Origin of the sequence: Leclercia sp. 1548 (assembly GCF_050435045.1) — a bacterium.
In the GTDB taxonomy this organism is placed as follows: Bacteria; Pseudomonadota; Gammaproteobacteria; order Enterobacterales; family Enterobacteriaceae; genus Enterobacter; species Enterobacter adecarboxylatus.
The window spans coordinates 205,552-222,635 of sequence record NZ_JBNDJP010000003.1; the positions used below are offsets into that span (position 1 = coordinate 205,552).

A 17,084-nucleotide genomic window follows, 5' to 3' on the forward strand; every position below is an offset into this window, starting at 1 on the left:
GATAGTGTTTACGGGAGGGCGGCCTGCCCTCCCGATGTCCCGTTATGCCGGATGCACCTGCCCCGACAATTTCATTTTCAGTAAGGCATAACCAACAAACGCCGCCAGCAGTGACCCGGTCAGAATACCCAGTTTAGCCCAGACGATAAGCTCCGGGGCATGTGCGCCAAATGCCAGCGTCGAGATAAAGATCGACATCGTAAAGCCAATCCCGCACAGCACGCCAACGGCCATGATCTGCCGACAGGTGGTGCCGTGTGGCAACGAGGCCAGTTTCAGTTTCAGCGCCAGCCAGCAGAAGAGGCTAATCCCCAGCGGCTTGCCGATAAACAGTCCGGCAATGATCCCCAGCGGCAACATTGATGTCAGTCCAGCGAAGGTCACCCCTTGAAGGGAGACACCCGCATTCGCAAAGGCAAACAGCGGCAGGATCAGAAAAGCGACCCATGGATGCAGAACATGCTCCAGCTGTTTCGCCGGGGATTTGCCCTCTTGCGACTTCAGCGGGACGAAGAAGCCGATAATCACCCCGGCCAGGGTGGCATGCACGCCCGATTTCAGCACCGCCGTCCACAGAACCATCCCCACCAGCACATAGATGCCAATCCGACGGACGTTGAAGATATTCAGCAGCGCCAGTGCCGCAATGGCCGCCGCTGCGACCCCCAGCGACAACATCGACAGTTCGCTGGTATAAAACAGGGCGATGATGATAATTGCGCCCAAATCGTCAATGATAGCCAGCGCCATCAGAAAGATTTTTAGCGCCATTGGCACGCGGTTGCCCAGCAGAGCCAGAACGCCCAGCGCAAAGGCGATGTCCGTTGCTGCGGGGATTGCCCAGCCCTGGCGGGCAAGAGGGTCCTGGTAGTTAAACGCCAGGTAGATCAGCGCGGGTACCACCATCCCGCCGATAGCGGCAATCACCGGGAACGCAGCGCGCTGGCGACTGGCGAGTGAGCCTTGTACCAGCTCACGCTTCACCTCAAGGCCTACCAGCAGGAAAAAGACCGCCATCAGTGCATCGTTGATCCACAGCAGCATGTTCTTATTGATTTCGAGCACGCCGACCCGTAGTTCGACAGGCGTTTCCAGAAAAGAATGATAGAGGTCGCGGGTACCGCCCATATTAGCCAGCAGCATTGCCAGCGCGGCCGCCAGAATAAGTATGATGCCGCCGGCGGCCTCATTACTGAAAAAACGGTGCAGAAGTTTCACTTTTACTCTCTCTTTTTACGGAAATTCTTCGTTAAAACCATCATACTCGTGGATATTCATCGGTAAAAGCAGGTTAATATTGAGTATGCACTCAGTTTTTCCGAGCTATGTTTTTCAGCCATAAAAAAAGCCCGGAATCGCTTCCGGGCTTTGAGAAAAACGTCAGCTCACCGATTAGCGAGTCAAATCGTCAAAGAATTTTTTCACGCCATCAAAGAAGCTTTTGGAGCGCGGGCTGTTATTCTCACCCGTCGGGCCGCCAAAGCTCTCCTGCAACTCTCTCAGCAGCTGCTTCTGTTTCTCGTTCAGGCCAACCGGTGTCTCAACCACCACACGACACAGCAGGTCGCCCTGTGCGCCGCCACGCACCGATTTCACGCCTTTCCCGCGCATGCGGAACAGCTTGCCGGTCTGCGTTTCGCCAGGCACTTTCAGGTTTACGCGACCGTCGAGGGTTGGCACTTCAATTTCGCCGCCCATCGCCGCCATCGCAAAGTTGATCGGCACTTCGCAGTAGAGGTTGTTGCCTTCACGTTCGAAAATCGCGTGCTGCTTCACCTGCACCTGAACGTACAGATCGCCCGCTGGTGCACCATGTTCACCCGCTTCGCCTTCGCCAGACAGACGAATACGATCGCCGGTATCCACGCCTGCCGGGATTTTAACGGACAGGGTTTTGGTCTTCTCAACGCGACCATGACCGTGACACTTGTTGCACGGATCCTTGATCAGCGTACCGCGCCCCTGACAGTGTGGACAGCTCTGCTGAACGGCAAAGAAGCCCTGGCGCATCTGTACCTGGCCGGAACCGTGACAGGTTGGACAGGTCTGCGGCTTGGTACCCACTTTCGCGCCGCTGCCGTGGCAGATGTCACACTCTTCCAGGGTCGGAATGCGGATCTCTTTCGTTACGCCGCGTACCGCTTCTTCCAGCGACAGTTCCATGTTGTAGCGCAGGTCTGCGCCACGGGCCGCACGCTGACGACCGCGACCGCCGCCGAAGATGTCACCAAAGACGTCACCAAAAATATCGCTGAAATCTGCGCCGCCGCCACCAAATCCGCCGCCGCCGCCCATGCCGCCCTGTTCAAACGCAGCATGACCGTACTGATCGTATGCCGCACGTTTCTGGGCATCGGTCAGGACTTCGTAGGCTTCTTTGATCTCTTTAAACTTGGCTTCGGCCTCTTTGTCACCCTGGTTGCGGTCCGGGTGAAATTTCATGGCCAGGCGCTTATACGCCTTTTTGATTTCACGCTCTTCCGCTGTTTTGGAAACGCCTAAAATCTCGTAATAGTCTTGCTTAGCCATCTTGTTTTATCTGCCCCTAACATGCGTGCACGGGCGGAGAGGAAACCTCTTCGCCCGTGCCAGTGTATTACCCGTTCAAAGGGCGATTATTTTTTGTCTTTCACTTCTTCAAACTCTGCGTCGACAACATCGTCATCTTTCGCGTTGTTTGCAGAAGCGTCAGCACCTGCACCAGCCTGCTGCTGTGCGTGTTGCTGCTGCGCGATCTCCATCAGCTTCTCAGAAGCCTGGGCCAGCGCCTGCATTTTCGCTTCGATATCGGCTTTGTCTTCGCCTTTCAGGGACGCTTCCAGCGCGCTCAGTGCAGACTCGATAGCAGTTTTGTCGTCAGCTGGCAGTTTATCGCCGGCCTCTTCAACCTGCTTACGGGTGCTGTGCAGCAGATGGTCACCCTGGTTGCGGGTCTGAACCAGTTCTTCGAACTTACGGTCAGACTCGGCGTTAGCTTCCGCTTCGCGAACCATTTTCTGGATCTCTTCTTCGTTCAGACCGGAAGAGGCCTTAATGGTGATCTTCTGCTCTTTACCGCTGTTTTTGTCCTTCGCGGAAACGTGCAGGATACCGTCGGCATCGATGTCGAAGGTCACTTCGATCTGCGGCATACCGCGCGGTGCCGGGCTGATACCATCGAGGTTAAACTGACCCAGATCTTTGTTATCTGCGGCGCGTTTACGCTCACCCTGCAGCACATGGATGGTTACCGCAGACTGGTTGTCTTCAGCGGTAGAGAACACCTGGCTGTGCTTGGTTGGGATGGTGGTGTTTTTGGCAATCAGCGCCGTCATCACACCGCCCATGGTTTCGATACCCAGAGACAGCGGGGTAACATCCAGCAGCAGTACGTCTTTAACTTCACCGGTCAGAACGCCGCCCTGAACCGCTGCACCGATGGCAACAGCTTCGTCCGGGTTAACGTCTTTACGTGGCTCTTTACCAAAGAATTCAGCCACTTTCTTCTGAACCATTGGCATACGTGTCTGACCACCCACCAGGATAACGTCCTGGATTTCGGATACGGACAGACCCGCGTCCTGCAGAGCAACTTTCAGCGGCTCGATGGAACGGTTAACCAGGTCTTCAACCAGGCTTTCCAGTTTCGCGCGAGTCACTTTGATGTTCATGTGTTTTGGACCGGTCGCGTCTGCAGTAATGTACGGCAGGTTCACGTCGGTCTGCTGTGCAGAAGAAAGCTCGATCTTCGCTTTTTCTGCGGCTTCTTTCAGACGCTGCATCGCCAGCGGGTCATTACGCAGGTCAATGCCCTGGTCTTTCTTAAACTCGTCAACGAGGTAGTTGATCATACGGCTGTCGAAGTCTTCACCACCCAGGTGGGTATCACCGTTGGTTGCCAGAACTTCAAAGGTTTTTTCGCCGTCAACTTCGTCGATTTCGATAATAGAGATATCGAAAGTACCACCACCGAGGTCGTAAACCGCGATAGTACGGTTGCCAACTTCTTTATCCAGACCGTAGGCCAGTGCCGCTGCGGTTGGTTCGTTGATGATACGTTTGACTTCCAGACCTGCGATACGACCGGCGTCTTTGGTTGCCTGACGCTGAGCATCGTTGAAGTAAGCAGGTACGGTGATAACTGCTTCAGTTACCGCTTCGCCCAGGTAATCTTCGGCCGTTTTCTTCATTTTCTTCAGCACTTCAGCAGAGATCTGCGGCGGTGCCATTTTCTGACCTTTAACGTCAATCCATGCGTCGCCGTTCTCAGCGCCGATGATTTTGTACGGCATGATGGCTTCATCACGCTGAACTTCTTCGTCCTGGAAGCGACGGCCAATCAGGCGTTTAATCGCAAACAGGGTGTTTTGCGGGTTTGTCACTGCCTGACGTTTAGCCGGCTGACCAACCAGAGTTTCACCATCCTGGGTATAAGCAATGATAGAAGGCGTGGTGCGATCGCCCTCGGCGTTCTCCAGCACACGTGCAGTGGTGCCATCCATAATCGCTACACAAGAGTTGGTAGTACCCAGGTCGATACCAATAATTTTACCCATCTAAACGTCTCCACTAAAAATTCAGTCAACATGTGGTTGTGTACCTGTAATAAGGGCAGAAGGTGCTTTTTCAACTGTCCAGATTTGAATTTTTTCAGGTCCACACACTGCGGTTGACTACAAGATGGGGTCGCAACGGCATCCATCAAGGGGGGAGGATAAAAAAATTTTTAATTTCACCCTGATTAGATCATAGACGGCGCTGATGCCGCCCATTATGATGCCGCGCCCCGCCAGGGAGAATTGGCGTGGGATTCACCATTTCACCATATTAATGATGATTTTTTTGAGGACTTATGGGCAACACTAAGTTGGCTAATCCGGCTCCGCTGGGCCTGATGGGTTTTGGCATGACCACCATTCTGCTGAACCTGCACAATATCGGGATGTTCCCGATGGACGGCATTATCCTGGCGATGGGCATTTTTTACGGCGGTATCGCACAGATCTTTGCGGGCCTGCTGGAATATAAGAAAGGCAATACCTTCGGTTTAACCGCATTCACCTCTTACGGCTCTTTCTGGCTGACCCTGGTCGCCATTCTGCTGATGCCGAAAATGGGTCTGGCCGATGCGGCGAATGCACAATTCCTGGGCGTCTATCTGGGCCTGTGGGGTATCTTCACCCTGTTCATGTTCTTCGGTACGCTGCAAGGTAACCGTGCGCTGCAGTTTGTGTTCCTGAGCCTGACCGTACTGTTTGCACTGCTGGCTGTAGGTCATCTGGTGGAAAACGGCGAATCTATTATTCACGTAGCGGGCTGGATTGGCCTGGTCTGCGGCGCCAGCGCCATCTACCTGGCAATGGGTGAAGTCCTGAACGAACAGTTCGGTCGCGCCGTTCTGCCGATTGGTGAAAAACACTGATCCCCCTTCGTGCCCGCCCTGCGGGCACGATATCGCCTCCTCCGTGCATACCCTCTCTTGTTTCACTCCGCTCAATTTTCAGTCACAACAGAAACGATGATTAAACGGGATGGCAATAATTACCTCATACAATTGATAAGCATTATCATTGCGATTAGTGTGACCCGGCGCATCCCGGAGAATGGATATCAGGTAGCACCCGAAATGGAACCCAAGGGGATGAAATGATTCTATTGTGTTGCATAAGGTTAACTGATGAATTCCAGCCTTGCTGCCAGCGATCACACTGGCGAATCCATTATCGCGTCACAATACCGTAAGGTTCTTGTCAGGCGCTTTGCCCTGGCAGGGGCGCTATTCTTCTTTATTATTTGCTCCCTGTTACTCGACTTCACGCTCGGCCCGTCAGGCATTTCCGTTTCCACCCTCTGGCATACCTTAATCAACGCCGCCGCGGCCGACGCCGGGACCCGGGTGATCGTCTGGGAACTGCGGTTACCGTTCGCGCTGATGGCCGTTGCCGTCGGCATGGCACTCGGGCTGGCCGGGGCGGAGATGCAAACCATCCTCAATAATCCGCTCGCCAGCCCGTTTACGTTGGGCGTGTCGTCTGCGGCCTCTTTCGGCGCCGCGCTGGCGATTGTGCTCGGTTTAGGCATTCCCGGCATTGCCGACAAGTGGTTCATTCCGGCAAACGCCTTTGTTTTTGCGCTGCTGGCCTGCTTTATTCTGGATGGCATCAGCCGCTGGACCCGTGTGGCCACCTCCGGCGTGGTGCTGTTTGGTATCGCGCTGGTCTTTACCTTTAACGCGCTGATTTCCATCCTGCAATTTGTGGCCAGCGAAGACACGCTACAGGGGCTGGTCTTCTGGACGATGGGCAGCCTGGCGAGAGCCTCGTGGGATAAGCTGGCGATCCTGGCCGTGGCGCTGCTGATTATCGTGCCGCTGTCGTTGAAAAATGCCTGGAAGCTTACGGCGCTGCGTCTGGGTGAAGATCGTGCCGTCAGTTTTGGCATTAACGTGAAAAAGCTGCGTCTGGCGACGCTGTTACGCATCAGTATTATCTCGGCCCTGACGGTCGCCTTTGTCGGCCCCGTTGGCTTTATCGGCCTGGTGGCCCCGCATATCGCCCGCATGATGTTTGGCGAAGATCACCGGTTTTATCTGCCGGGCAGTATGCTGATTGGCGCGCTGGTGCTGTCGCTGGCCTCGGTATTTTCCAAGAACATCGTTCCCGGCGTCATTATTCCTGTGGGCATTGTCACCTCGCTGGTGGGCGTGCCGTTCTTCCTCAGCATCATTATTCGCAACCGGGGGAACGTATGACCGAAGGCCTGCGCGTCTGCGATCTGCACACCGGCTATCGCAAGAAAAAGATTATCAGTGGGCTGAACACCCCGCTTCTCCCTCGCGGGCAGATCACCGCCCTGCTGGGGCCAAATGGCTCGGGCAAATCCACCCTGCTGCGCGCTCTGGCTGACCTGAACCCCGCTCAAGGGGCATTGCTGCTTAACGGCGAAGATCTGATGACCCTTCCCTCTGCTACGCGGGCGCAAAAAGTGGTTTATCTGCCGCAATCCCTGCCGCAGGGCGTGCATCTGCACACGCTGGAATCGATTATCGTCGCCCGCCGGGCGAGTGGCGGCACTTCGGGTCTGGATGTCGAACACGAAGCCTGGTCCATTCTGGACAAACTGGGTGTTTCCCATCTGGCGATGAGCTTTCTCGATCAGCTCTCCGGCGGGCAAAAACAGCTTATTGGCCTTGCCCAGTCCCTTATCCGCGAACCGGATCTGCTGTTGCTGGATGAACCCCTAAGCGCACTCGATCTTAACTACCAGTTCCATGTGATGGATATCGTTGCCCGCGAAACGCGTCTGCGCAATATCGTCACCGTCGTGGTGATCCACGACATCAACATTGCCCTGCGCCATGCGGATTTTGCACTGATGCTGAAAGGTGGAGAACTGATTGCCAGCGGCCTGCCGGGTGAGGTTGTTACTCCAGCCAACCTGGCAACGGTGTACGGCGTGGATGGCCGGGTTGAATACTGTTCCCGTGGGCTGCCGCATGTGGTGGTCGATGGGTTAACACCATAAGAAAAAGACGGGGAAAACATGACGCTGAAAAAACTCATTGCCGCCGCAGGCGGCCTGGCATTGCTACTTTCACCTTTGCTCGCCCAGGCGCAGAGCTGGCCGGTAACGGTTAAGGATCTGGATAACCGCACGGTCACCGTTGAACACGAACCGCAGCGTATCATCCTGCAGGACGGACGCGACATCTTCGCCCTGGCGCTGCTGGAGCGCGATAACCCGTTCGCTAAAGTGGTGGCGTGGAACAATCTGCCGAAAAAACAGGACACCGAAACCTGGAACGTGCTGAAGCGTAAATGGCCGGAAGCGGAGAAGATCCTCGACATGAAGTTTTCCGACCAGGGCAATGTCGATCTTGAAACGGTAATCTCCCGTCAGCCCGACCTGATGATTGCCCAGCTACGCGCTAAGCCGTCCCTGGTGCAGACCGGCGTACTGGCGAAGCTCGACGCCCTGCATATTCCGGTTATCTTCGTGGATTATGAACTGCACCCGGTGGAGAACACCCTGCCGAGTATTGCCCTGTTAGGTAAGGTGATGGGACAAACCGCGCGTGCGCAGGCCTACATGGATTTCTATCAGCAGCGGCTGGATAGGATCCACCAGCGTCTGGCAACGACCAGTAAAAAACCGCTGGTCTTTATCGAACCTATTGCTGGCGTCGGCGGGCTGGATAATGGCTGCTGCTTTACCCACGCGCGTAACGGCTGGGGTGGACTGGTCGAAGCGGCAGGCGGCACCAACATCGGCTCGCAGCTGCTACCGGGGGCAACCGGGAATATCGCGGTAGAGAAAATTATCTCGCTGAACCCGGATTATTACCTGATGACCGGCTCCAGACGACCAGGTAAAGGTACGGCGATTATCCCGTTTGGCTACAACGTTCCGGCGGAGGATGTCACCGCCGCCTTCAACGCCCTGCTGTCGCGTCAGGGTGTCAGCAGTATTCCTGCCGTCGCACAAGGCCACACCGGCGCGCTCTATCACCACTTCTATAACAATCCGTACAACATCGTCGCCATTGAGACACTGAGCAAAATTTTCTACCCGACGCTGTTTAACGATGTAGATCCGGTCGCGGATTACCATCGCATTATCAAAGACTTTACTCAGATCCCGGATGACAATATCATCCTGAGCTATACCCCATCGCACTAACGACAAGGCCGGGGGGCTTCGCCTCCCCGGCCAAAGCGTTAACCGGCCAGGACAGGCACTTCTACGGGCTTCTGGCGCAGCCAGAGACCTAATGCCAGCCCCATCAGCGAGAGCGCCAGCACGTACCAGGCAGGAGCCATTGGCGATACGCCCATCAGCAGGGTGACGGCAATCGGCGTCAGCCCACCGAAGATGGCGTAAGAAACGTTATACGAGAAGGAGATACCAGTGAAGCGCACTTCCGGCGGGAAGGCGCGCACCATGACGTAGGGCACGGCCCCTACTACGCCAACACACAGCCCGACCATGCCGTATAGCAGGAACAGCTGTTCCGGGTGGCTGCCCACCAGGTGATAGAACGCCCAGCTCGCTCCGGCCAGCAGCAGGCTACCGATGATAAAGGTCAGGCTGGAACCGATACGATCCACCACCAGCCCGGCAATCAAGCAACCAAAGCAGAGCATGATGGTCGCGATACTGTTGGCCTGCAAGGTTACCGCCGGGGCAAAGCCGTACTGTTTTTGCAGCCAGACCGGCGACATCAAAATCACCACCACGATGCCCGCCGACAGCAGCCAGGTGAGCAGCATCGACACCACCACCGCTTTTTTGTGCCGCACTACCACCGCCTTGACCGGCAGCTCCTGCGCCAGCGCCTTGCGCTGCTGCATCTCGAGGAAGATCGGCGTCTCCTGCAACCAGCGACGCAGATACATCGCCACCAGCCCGAAAGCACCGCCCAGCAGGAACGGAATACGCCAGCCCCAGTCGAGCACCGCCTGTTGGGTCATGCTGGTGTTCACCAACGTCGCCACCACCGAACCGAGCAGAATACCAACCGTCAGCCCTGCGGTAAGCGTCCCGCAGGCAATACCGATCCGCCGGGCCGGAACATGCTCCGCCACAAACACCCAGGCACCGGGCACTTCCCCGCCGATTGCCGCCCCCTGCAAAATGCGCATCAACAACAGCAATACCGGGGCGATAATCCCCATCGAGGCATAGGTAGGCAGCAGGCCGATAGCCAGCGTCGGTACGGCCATCAGCAGGATGCTGAGGGTGAACATCTTTTTGCGTCCCACCAGATCGCCGAAGTGCGCCATGATGATGCCCCCCAGCGGACGAGCCAGATACCCGGCGGCAAAGATGCCAAAGGTTTGTACCTGACGCAGCCATTCAGGGATGTCAGCCGGGAAGAATAACGCCCCGACGACCGCCGCAAAAAAGACGAAAATGATGAAGTCATAAAACTCCAGCGCGCCGCCGAGAGCGGCAAGCGTGAGGGTTTTATAATCCTGACGATTGAGAGGCCGGTTGTAATGTGACATAGCGAACCATTTTGGGCTGAGTTGTTGAGTTATATTTACAGCGATCGTAAAGAAAAAATTACTATACCGTAAATCAATTAGCACGCCACTGCCGTTACAGCTTATGTCACATTATTGTTAATTTCAGGAGATTATTTCACGCCTCGCGCTTTTCGGGCGAAAAGCTGCTACCACCTGCGGGTCCGTTTCAACGTAAGGCCCCTCAAGGAGCTGTACACAATAAGGTACACTTGCAAAGATGCCTGCCACAACCACCTTACCGTCAGCCTCTTTCACCCCTTCCAGCGTCTCTTTAATCGACTTAGGTTGACCCGGTAAATTGAGGATCAGCGCCTGCTTGCGGATCACCCCTACCTGGCGGGAGAGGATCGCCGTTGGCACAAAGTGTAGGCTGATCTGGCGCATCTGTTCGCCAAAGCCCGGCATTTCACGATCGGCAATGGCGAGGGTCGCATCCGGCGTCACGTCGCGACGCGCTGGCCCTGTGCCGCCTGTGGTCAGCACCAGGTGGCAGCTCATTTCATCAACCAGTTCACATAAGGTTTGCTCGATGATGGCCTGTTCATCCGGGATCAGGCGGGTTAGCACTTCAAAGGGGGTGGTCAGGGCAGACGCCAGCCAGGCTTCCAGTGCGGGGATGCCTTTATCTTCATAAACACCGCTGGAGGCGCGATCGGAGACGGAAACTAAGCCAATGCGTAAGGTATTCATATTCATTCCATTCAAACAATACAGATTGAGGGAATGATACACGCAGGCGGGGGATTCAGACAGGGAGCAAGCGAAGTCGCGTGACCGGAAGCCCGGTCACGCGGGAATGATTACAGCAGTTCGCCGATCATTTTTTCCAGTTTTTCCTGGTCGATAGCAAACTTACGGATACCGTCCGCCAGTTTGTCTACGGCCATTGGATCCTGGTTGTGCTGCCACAGGAATTCGGATTCAGTGATACGCTCTGGACGGGCTTTCACTTCGCCGCTGAAGCTCAGCTTACGCTCGATCGCGCCTTCGCTTTCTGCCAGCTCTTTCAGCAGCGCAGGTGCGATGGTCAGACGGTCACAGCCAGCCAGTTCCAGGATTTCGCCAACGTTACGGAAGCTTGCGCCCATCACCACAGTTTCATAGCCGTGCTGTTTGTAGTACTCGTAGATTTCGGTAACGGAAACCACGCCCGGATCTTCAGACGCTGCGTACTCTTTCTTATCGGTATTGGCTTTGTACCAATCCAGAATACGGCCCACGAACGGAGAGATCAGGAACACGCCCGCTTCTGCACAAGCACGCGCCTGGGCAAAGGAGAACAGCAGGGTCAGGTTACAGTTGATGCCTTCTTTTTCCAGCTGCTCTGCAGCACGGATGCCCTGCCAGGTAGAGGCCAGTTTGATCAGGATACGGTCGTTGCTGATGCCAGCATCGTTGTACAGTTTGATCAGGCGTTTGGCTTTCGCGATAGACGCTTCGGTGTCGTAAGACAGACGTGCATCGACTTCTGTCGAGATACGGCCCGGAACCAGCTTCAGAATTTCCAGACCAATGTTAACAGCCAGTTTATCCGAGGCATCAACAATCTGCTGCTCGCGTGAGCTGCTCTGGGTTTTCGCCCAGGCAACGGCGTCGTCGATCAGTTTGCGGTATTCAGGGATCTGTGCAGCGTTAAGGATCAGAGAAGGGTTCGTTGTGGCATCCTGCGGCTGGTACAACTTCATTGCCGCGATATCTCCGGTGTCAGCGACAACAGTCGTGAACTGACGAAGGGAGGTTAATTTATCCGTCATGATAGTGTTTCTCTTTAACTTGCCCTGGATAATTCGCGTTACCAGCTGAAGGCCAGAAACGGAAAAATGACAGGTTTACTTGTTAGGGGGATGTAACCGGTCTGCCCTGATGATAACACGACGGAAGGTCAGCGCAACCGCAGACAATGCGCTGAAAGATACTGTGATAAACTTGGCAAAACTCCACCCTGCTCATAATCTGTTTGCCCACTCACTGGAAGCGATTACCTATGCACTTTGGCATCAACAAGAGGGACGTTAATGCCTGATTTTCTGTCATTTATTAATGAAATTCTGTGGGGTTCGGTGATGATTTACCTGCTGTTTGCGGCAGGTATCTGGTTCACTTTTCGCTGCGGTTTTATTCAGTTTCGCGCCTTTCGCCAGCTGCACAATAATCTGAAAAATAGCCTAAGCCCTCTGCCGGGAGGCCTAACGTCGTTCCAGGCGCTCTGTACCAGCCTGGCGGCCCGGGTGGGCAGCGGTAACTTAGCCGGGGTCGCGCTGGCGATTTCGGCGGGCGGCCCGGGGGCCATCTTCTGGATGTGGATGACCGCCCTCATCGGCATGGCGACCTCGTTTGCCGAGTGCTCGCTGGCCCAGTTGTATAAAGAAGCGGATAAACAGGGACAATTTCGCGGTGGCCCGGCCTGGTATATGGCCCGCGGCCTGGGCATGCGCTGGATGGGTGTGCTGTTTTCGCTCTTTTTACTCGTCGCCTACGGCCTGATTTTCAATACCGTTCAGGCCCACTCAGTCTCCCACGCGCTGCGTTTCGCCTTCGACTGCCCGGAAATCGTTACCGGCAGCGTGATGGCGCTGTTCACCCTGGGAGTGATCATCACCGGTATAAAAGGCGTTGCCCGGCTGATGCAATGGATGGTACCGGTGATGGCCCTGCTGTGGGTAAGCGCCAGCCTGCTGGTCTGCGCCTGGCATGCCGACCAGCTGCCCGCCGTCTTTACGCTGATCGTTAAAAGTGCTTTTGGCTGGCACGAAGCCGCCGCGGGTGCGCTGGGCTATACCCTGAGCCAGGCCCTGACGGCTGGTTTTCAGCGCGGTATGTTTTCCAACGAAGCGGGCCTGGGGTCAACGCCGAATGCCGCCGCGGCTGCTGCCTCCTGGCCCCCTCACCCGGCCTCCCAGGGGATCGTGCAGATGATTGGCGTCTTCGTGGATACCATTATCATCTGTACTGCCAGCGCGATGATTGTGCTGCTGGCAGGCCCAGTGGACCTCCCGGCCAATACCACAGGCGTGCAGCTGATGCAGCAGGCGCTGGTCAATCTTACCGGGGACTGGGGTGCCGATTTCGCGGCTTTTATTATCGTGTTGTTCGCCTTTAGCTCCATCGTGGTGAACTACATCTACGCTGAAAACAACCTGATCTTTTTGCACGCTGATGCCCACAAATCCCGCTGGCTGTTAAGGGGTGGCGCGGTGCTGATGGTGCTGCTCGGCTCCCTGTTAAGCCTGCCGATGGTCTGGCAACTGGCAGATATTATTATGGCGCTGATGGCGATCACCAACCTGACGGCAATCCTGCTCCTCTCCCCCGTGGTTACCCTGATTGCGCGGGATTATCTGCGTCAGCGAAAACTGGGGGTTCGGCCTGTGTTTGATGTCGCGCGTTACCCCGAGATTGAAGCGCAACTTGCGCCAGGCGCCTGGGATGATTTGCCGCGTCAATAACAGCCATCGATCAATACAGGCGGTTTTTTTGTTAAAGTCGCCCTAAATCTCCTGCAAGGACTGGATATGCTGATTCTGATTTCACCCGCTAAAACGCTCGACTACCAGAGCGCCCTCGCCACCGAGCGTTATACCCAGCCTGAACTGCTGGATCACTCGCAACAGCTGATCCGCGAGGCACGCAAACTTTCGGCACCGCAAATTGCCAGCCTGATGGGGATCAGCGATAAGCTGGCGGATCTTAATGCCACTCGTTTCCACGACTGGCACCCGGACTTCACCCCGGCCAACGCCCGCCAGGCAATTCTGGCCTTCAAAGGTGACGTCTATACCGGCCTGCAGGCAGAAACATTTAGCGAAGCCGACTTTGATTTTGCCCAGCAGCATTTACGCATGCTCTCCGGTCTGTACGGTGTGCTGCGTCCGCTGGATCTGATGCAACCTTACCGTCTGGAGATGGGGATCCGTCTGGAGAACGCAAAAGGCAAAGATCTGTATCAGTTCTGGGGCGAGACCATCACTGACACCCTGAACGATGCGCTGAAGGCGCAGGGCGACAATATCCTGATTAACCTGGCGTCGGACGAGTACTACAAATCGGTCAAACCGAAAAAGCTGAACGCGGAGATCGTCAAGCCGGTGTTCCTCGATGAGAAGAACGGCAAGTTTAAAGTCATCAGCTTCTACGCCAAAAAAGCGCGCGGGCTGATGAGCCGTTACATCATTGAAAACCGCCTGACGCAGCCAGAGCAGCTGACCGCATTCAACAGCGACGACTATTTCTTTGACGAAGAAGCGTCAGGGAAAGGTGAACTGGTGTTTAAGCGCCACGAGCAGTAATGCAAAACCCCGCCAGCTGGCGGGGTGAGTTTAATGGTGTTTCCAGTCCGGTCCCGGACGGTGATCGTCATGACGATCGTGATGGCGATTATCATGATGCTCGCCATGCGGATGCCAGCGATTGTCACGCCACTCGTAATGAGACTTCCACCAGTCATGGTCGCGCCAGCGGCCGCCATCCCAGTAGTGTCCCTGCCTGTCCTGATCGCCGATGTGCAGTTTAACCGCCGGTAACAGCGTGATTTCAGAGGCCTGAGCCGCCATCGGAGCCACCAGCATCAGCGAAAGTGCGATAAGCACAGGTTTCAGTGTAGACATAGGTTACTCCTTATTGATCTTGCCCGTTATGGGCCGATGTGAGGAGATTACGTGAGGGGCGGGAAGGATGTTATTCTCTGCAATCCTATTCTGTAAGTTACCGCATTTATTGGGAATTTCTGCTTTTTCCCTGCTATTTTTCTCCTTAATTTCTCCATAAAAAAAGCCGGATGGCGGCTTCGCCTTACCCGGCCTCAAACACGGTACTTGGGTTAGCCGGGTATGCGCAGCGCTACCCGGCAACAAACAGGCTTACCCGCGCGTCATCATCAACTTACGCAGCGCCGCAAAATCAGCCGGGAGGTTGTGCGATAGCAGCGGCAGATCGGCACGCTCGGCCAGCTCTTTCGGCAGCGGCAGCGACTCACCGAGGATCGCGTCCACGCTTTCTTTAAACTTCGCCGGATGGGCCGTGCCGAGGAACAGGCCGTACTCGCCCGGGTTCAGTTGATCGCGCAGGGCGCGATACGCCACCGCCGCGTGCGGCTCGGAGGTGTAGCCCACCTGCTTCAGCTCGCGCATGGTCTCTTTGGTGGTGTCGTCAGTCACCGCAGCATAACCCAGCTCATTGAGACGCCAGATTTTACGGCGGAACAGCTCTTCCACACGCGGCCAGTTGTTAGGCTGGGACACATCCATCGCGTTGGACAGAGTGGCCTGCGTGGTGTTTGGCGTCCACTTGCCCTCTTTCAGGAAACGCGGCACCGTGTCGTTGGCGTTGGTGGCGGCGATAAAGCGTTTCACAGGCAGGCCGAGAGACTTCGCCAGCAGGCCCGCAGTCAGGTCGCCAAAGTTGCCGCTCGGCACTGAGATCACCAGCTGGTTACGCGCTTCCTGCGGCAGCTGAGCGACCGCTTCGAAGTAGTAACAAATCTGCGCCAGCAGGCGGCTAATGTTGATGGAGTTCGCGGAGTTCAGACCCAGCGCGACCTTCAGCTCTTCGTCGTCGAAGGCCTGCTTAACCAGCGCCTGACAGGCATCGAAATCGCCGTCGATGGCGACAGTCTCAATGTTGCCCCCGAGGGTACAGAACAGTTTTTCCTGCAGCGGGCTGATTTTGCCCTGCGGATAGAGGATCACCACGCGCACGTTTTTCAGGCCATAGAAGGCATGCGCAACCGCCGCGCCGGTATCGCCGGACGTCGCGGTCAGAATGGTGACCGGCTTATCGCCGCTGATGTGAGTCAGCATCTGCGCCATAAAGCGGCCGCCGAAGTCTTTAAATGCCAGAGTCGGGCCATGGAATAGCTCCAGGCAACCGACGTCCGGCTCCACCTGGCTTACCGGTGCCGGGAAAGCAAAGGCAGCGCGGACGCGCTCTTCCAGCAGTTCCTGCGGGATCTCATCCCCGATAAAGGCAGAGAGAATTTTGGTGCTACGGGTGACGAAATCCTGTTTCAGCATCTCGTCGATTTCGGTCAGACCAAATTCTGGCAGGTCGTGCGGGAAGAACAGCCCCTGGTTTTTGCCGAGGCCCTGTGTGACGGCCTGTGCAAAGCTCACCTGCTCGTTATGATCTTTAAGATTGTAGAGTTTCATCGTTTATCCCAGTACTCGTGCGCCGGCCGTATCCAGACGGCAAATATGAACAAAGCCTTCCTGATTTTGCAGGTAATTTTTTCCCAGCCACTCAGCGACCCGCTGTGCCGTATCCGGCTTGTCGCACAGGGCAAACAGCGTCGGACCCGAACCGGAAATGCCGCAGGCCAGGGCGCCGATATCCAGCGCCGCACTGCGCGCTTCGTTGAAGCCCGGCAGCAGTTTGGTGCGGTATGGTTCGGCAATAACATCTTTCATCAGTTTTGCAGCCAGAGCTGGCTGGCGGGTGTAACAGGCGTGAATAAAGCCCGCCAGATGACGACCGTGTGCAATGCAGTCCTGACGACGGTACTGCGCTGGCAGAATGGCGCGCGCTTCCGCGGTGGACACTTTGATGCCCGGATAGGCCAGCACCCACAACCACTCGTCAAAGCCTGGCACCTGCTGGCTAATGATGCCGTTCTCTTCGATCATCAGCTGCATGCCGCCCAGGAAACAGGGGGCGACGTTATCGTAATGAATACTGCCGGAGATGCGCCCTTCCAGCTCACCCATCAGGGCCAGCAGGCGGGTATTATTCAGCGGCTTGCCGCAGTGTTCGTTCATCGCTACCAGCGCGGCCACGACCGAACAGGCGCTCGATCCCAGCCCGGAGCCGATCGGCATACTCTTTTCCAGGGTCATTGCGACCGGCACGTTTTTACCGATCTCCTGACAGAAACGCTCCCAGCACTGATAAACGATATTCTCACGCGGATCGGTCGGCAGCTTGCTGGCGAAACGCCCGACGTTGCTCAGGCTAAAACTGTCTGCGGCCTCTACCGTGACCGTATCCCCCAGCGATGAACCATCCACCGGCGTCACCGCCGCACCCAGCACATCAAACCCGACGCTCATATTGGCGCTGGAAGCCGGGGCATAAACTTTGACCATG

The 17,084-nt window shown here is 56.0% G+C and carries 15 protein-coding genes; 6 read left to right on the top strand and 9 right to left on the bottom strand.

The genetic code is table 11. The annotated features are described in order from the left end of the window. Positions 1-42 precede the first annotated feature (42 nt). From nhaA to dnaK, 3 genes are all read right to left on the bottom strand, one after another. Positions 43-1,218, bottom strand: coding sequence for a Na+/H+ antiporter NhaA (gene nhaA / locus ABIE02_RS10485; protein ID WP_032616448.1), 1,176 nt, complete (start codon positions 1,216-1,218; stop codon positions 43-45). Positions 1,219-1,392: 174 nt separating this feature from the next. Beyond that, the gene (gene dnaJ, locus ABIE02_RS10490; RefSeq protein WP_032616447.1) at positions 1,393-2,529 is read right to left on the bottom strand and encodes a molecular chaperone DnaJ; all 1,137 of its coding nucleotides are present in this window, start codon (positions 2,527-2,529) and stop codon (positions 1,393-1,395) included. An 86-nt stretch (positions 2,530-2,615) separates the two neighbouring features. Further along, positions 2,616-4,535 (bottom strand): molecular chaperone DnaK, encoded by a 1,920-nt coding sequence (gene dnaK, locus ABIE02_RS10495; RefSeq protein ID WP_032616446.1) that lies wholly within the window; start codon positions 4,533-4,535, stop codon positions 2,616-2,618. A 296-nt stretch (positions 4,536-4,831) separates the two neighbouring features. Between dnaK and satP the strand changes: the two genes are divergently transcribed. From satP to ABIE02_RS10515, 4 genes are all read left to right on the top strand, one after another. Next, positions 4,832-5,401 (top strand): acetate uptake transporter, encoded by a 570-nt coding sequence (satP, locus tag ABIE02_RS10500; protein ID WP_032616445.1) that lies wholly within the window; start codon positions 4,832-4,834, stop codon positions 5,399-5,401. A gap of 255 nt (positions 5,402-5,656) precedes the next feature. Beyond that, complete coding sequence (locus ABIE02_RS10505; RefSeq protein WP_032616443.1) at positions 5,657-6,730, top strand: FecCD family ABC transporter permease; 1,074 nt, start codon at positions 5,657-5,659, stop codon at positions 6,728-6,730. After that, complete coding sequence (locus ABIE02_RS10510) at positions 6,727-7,503, top strand: ABC transporter ATP-binding protein (RefSeq protein WP_032616441.1); 777 nt, start codon at positions 6,727-6,729, stop codon at positions 7,501-7,503. The genes ABIE02_RS10505 and ABIE02_RS10510 overlap by 4 nt, the downstream gene beginning before the upstream one ends. 18 nt (positions 7,504-7,521) lie before the next feature. Beyond that, on the top strand, positions 7,522-8,658 hold the full coding sequence (locus tag ABIE02_RS10515) for an ABC transporter substrate-binding protein (protein ID WP_032616440.1): 1,137 nt from the start codon (positions 7,522-7,524) through the stop codon (positions 8,656-8,658). Between the two features lie 38 nt (positions 8,659-8,696). On the opposite strand, the gene ABIE02_RS10520 is transcribed toward ABIE02_RS10515, so the two are convergent. The 3 genes from ABIE02_RS10520 to tal form a co-directional block, all read right to left on the bottom strand. Beyond that, positions 8,697-9,986 carry an MFS transporter gene (locus tag ABIE02_RS10520; RefSeq protein WP_032616439.1) on the bottom strand — a complete coding sequence of 430 codons (1,290 nt, stop codon included), beginning with the start codon at positions 9,984-9,986 and terminating at the stop codon, positions 8,697-8,699. Positions 9,987-10,109: 123 nt separating this feature from the next. After that, complete coding sequence (gene mog / locus ABIE02_RS10525; RefSeq protein WP_032616437.1) at positions 10,110-10,697, bottom strand: molybdopterin adenylyltransferase; 588 nt, start codon at positions 10,695-10,697, stop codon at positions 10,110-10,112. A 110-nt stretch (positions 10,698-10,807) separates the two neighbouring features. Continuing rightward, complete coding sequence (gene tal / locus ABIE02_RS10530) at positions 10,808-11,761, bottom strand: transaldolase (protein WP_032616436.1); 954 nt, start codon at positions 11,759-11,761, stop codon at positions 10,808-10,810. 261 nt (positions 11,762-12,022) lie between these two features. On the opposite strand from tal, the gene ABIE02_RS10535 reads away from it, so the two are divergent. Beyond that, complete coding sequence (locus ABIE02_RS10535) at positions 12,023-13,453, top strand: alanine/glycine:cation symporter family protein (RefSeq protein WP_032616434.1); 1,431 nt, start codon at positions 12,023-12,025, stop codon at positions 13,451-13,453. Between the two features lie 66 nt (positions 13,454-13,519). Next, positions 13,520-14,293, top strand: a complete 774-nt coding sequence (gene yaaA / locus ABIE02_RS10540; protein WP_032616433.1) for a peroxide stress protein YaaA — start codon at positions 13,520-13,522, stop codon at positions 14,291-14,293. Between the two features lie 30 nt (positions 14,294-14,323). On the opposite strand, the gene ABIE02_RS10545 is transcribed toward yaaA, so the two are convergent. From ABIE02_RS10545 to thrB, 3 genes are all read right to left on the bottom strand, one after another. After that, a complete protein-coding gene (locus ABIE02_RS10545) occupies positions 14,324-14,611 on the bottom strand; it encodes a DUF2502 domain-containing protein (protein WP_032616432.1) in 288 nt (95 codons plus the stop codon). A 252-nt stretch (positions 14,612-14,863) separates the two neighbouring features. Then, entirely contained in the window at positions 14,864-16,150 is a 1,287-nt protein-coding gene (thrC, locus tag ABIE02_RS10550; RefSeq protein ID WP_032616431.1) for a threonine synthase, read from the bottom strand. 3 nt (positions 16,151-16,153) lie between these two features. Then, positions 16,154-17,083 (bottom strand): homoserine kinase, encoded by a 930-nt coding sequence (gene thrB / locus ABIE02_RS10555; RefSeq protein WP_077227122.1) that lies wholly within the window; start codon positions 17,081-17,083, stop codon positions 16,154-16,156. Position 17,084: the final 1 nt, after the last annotated feature.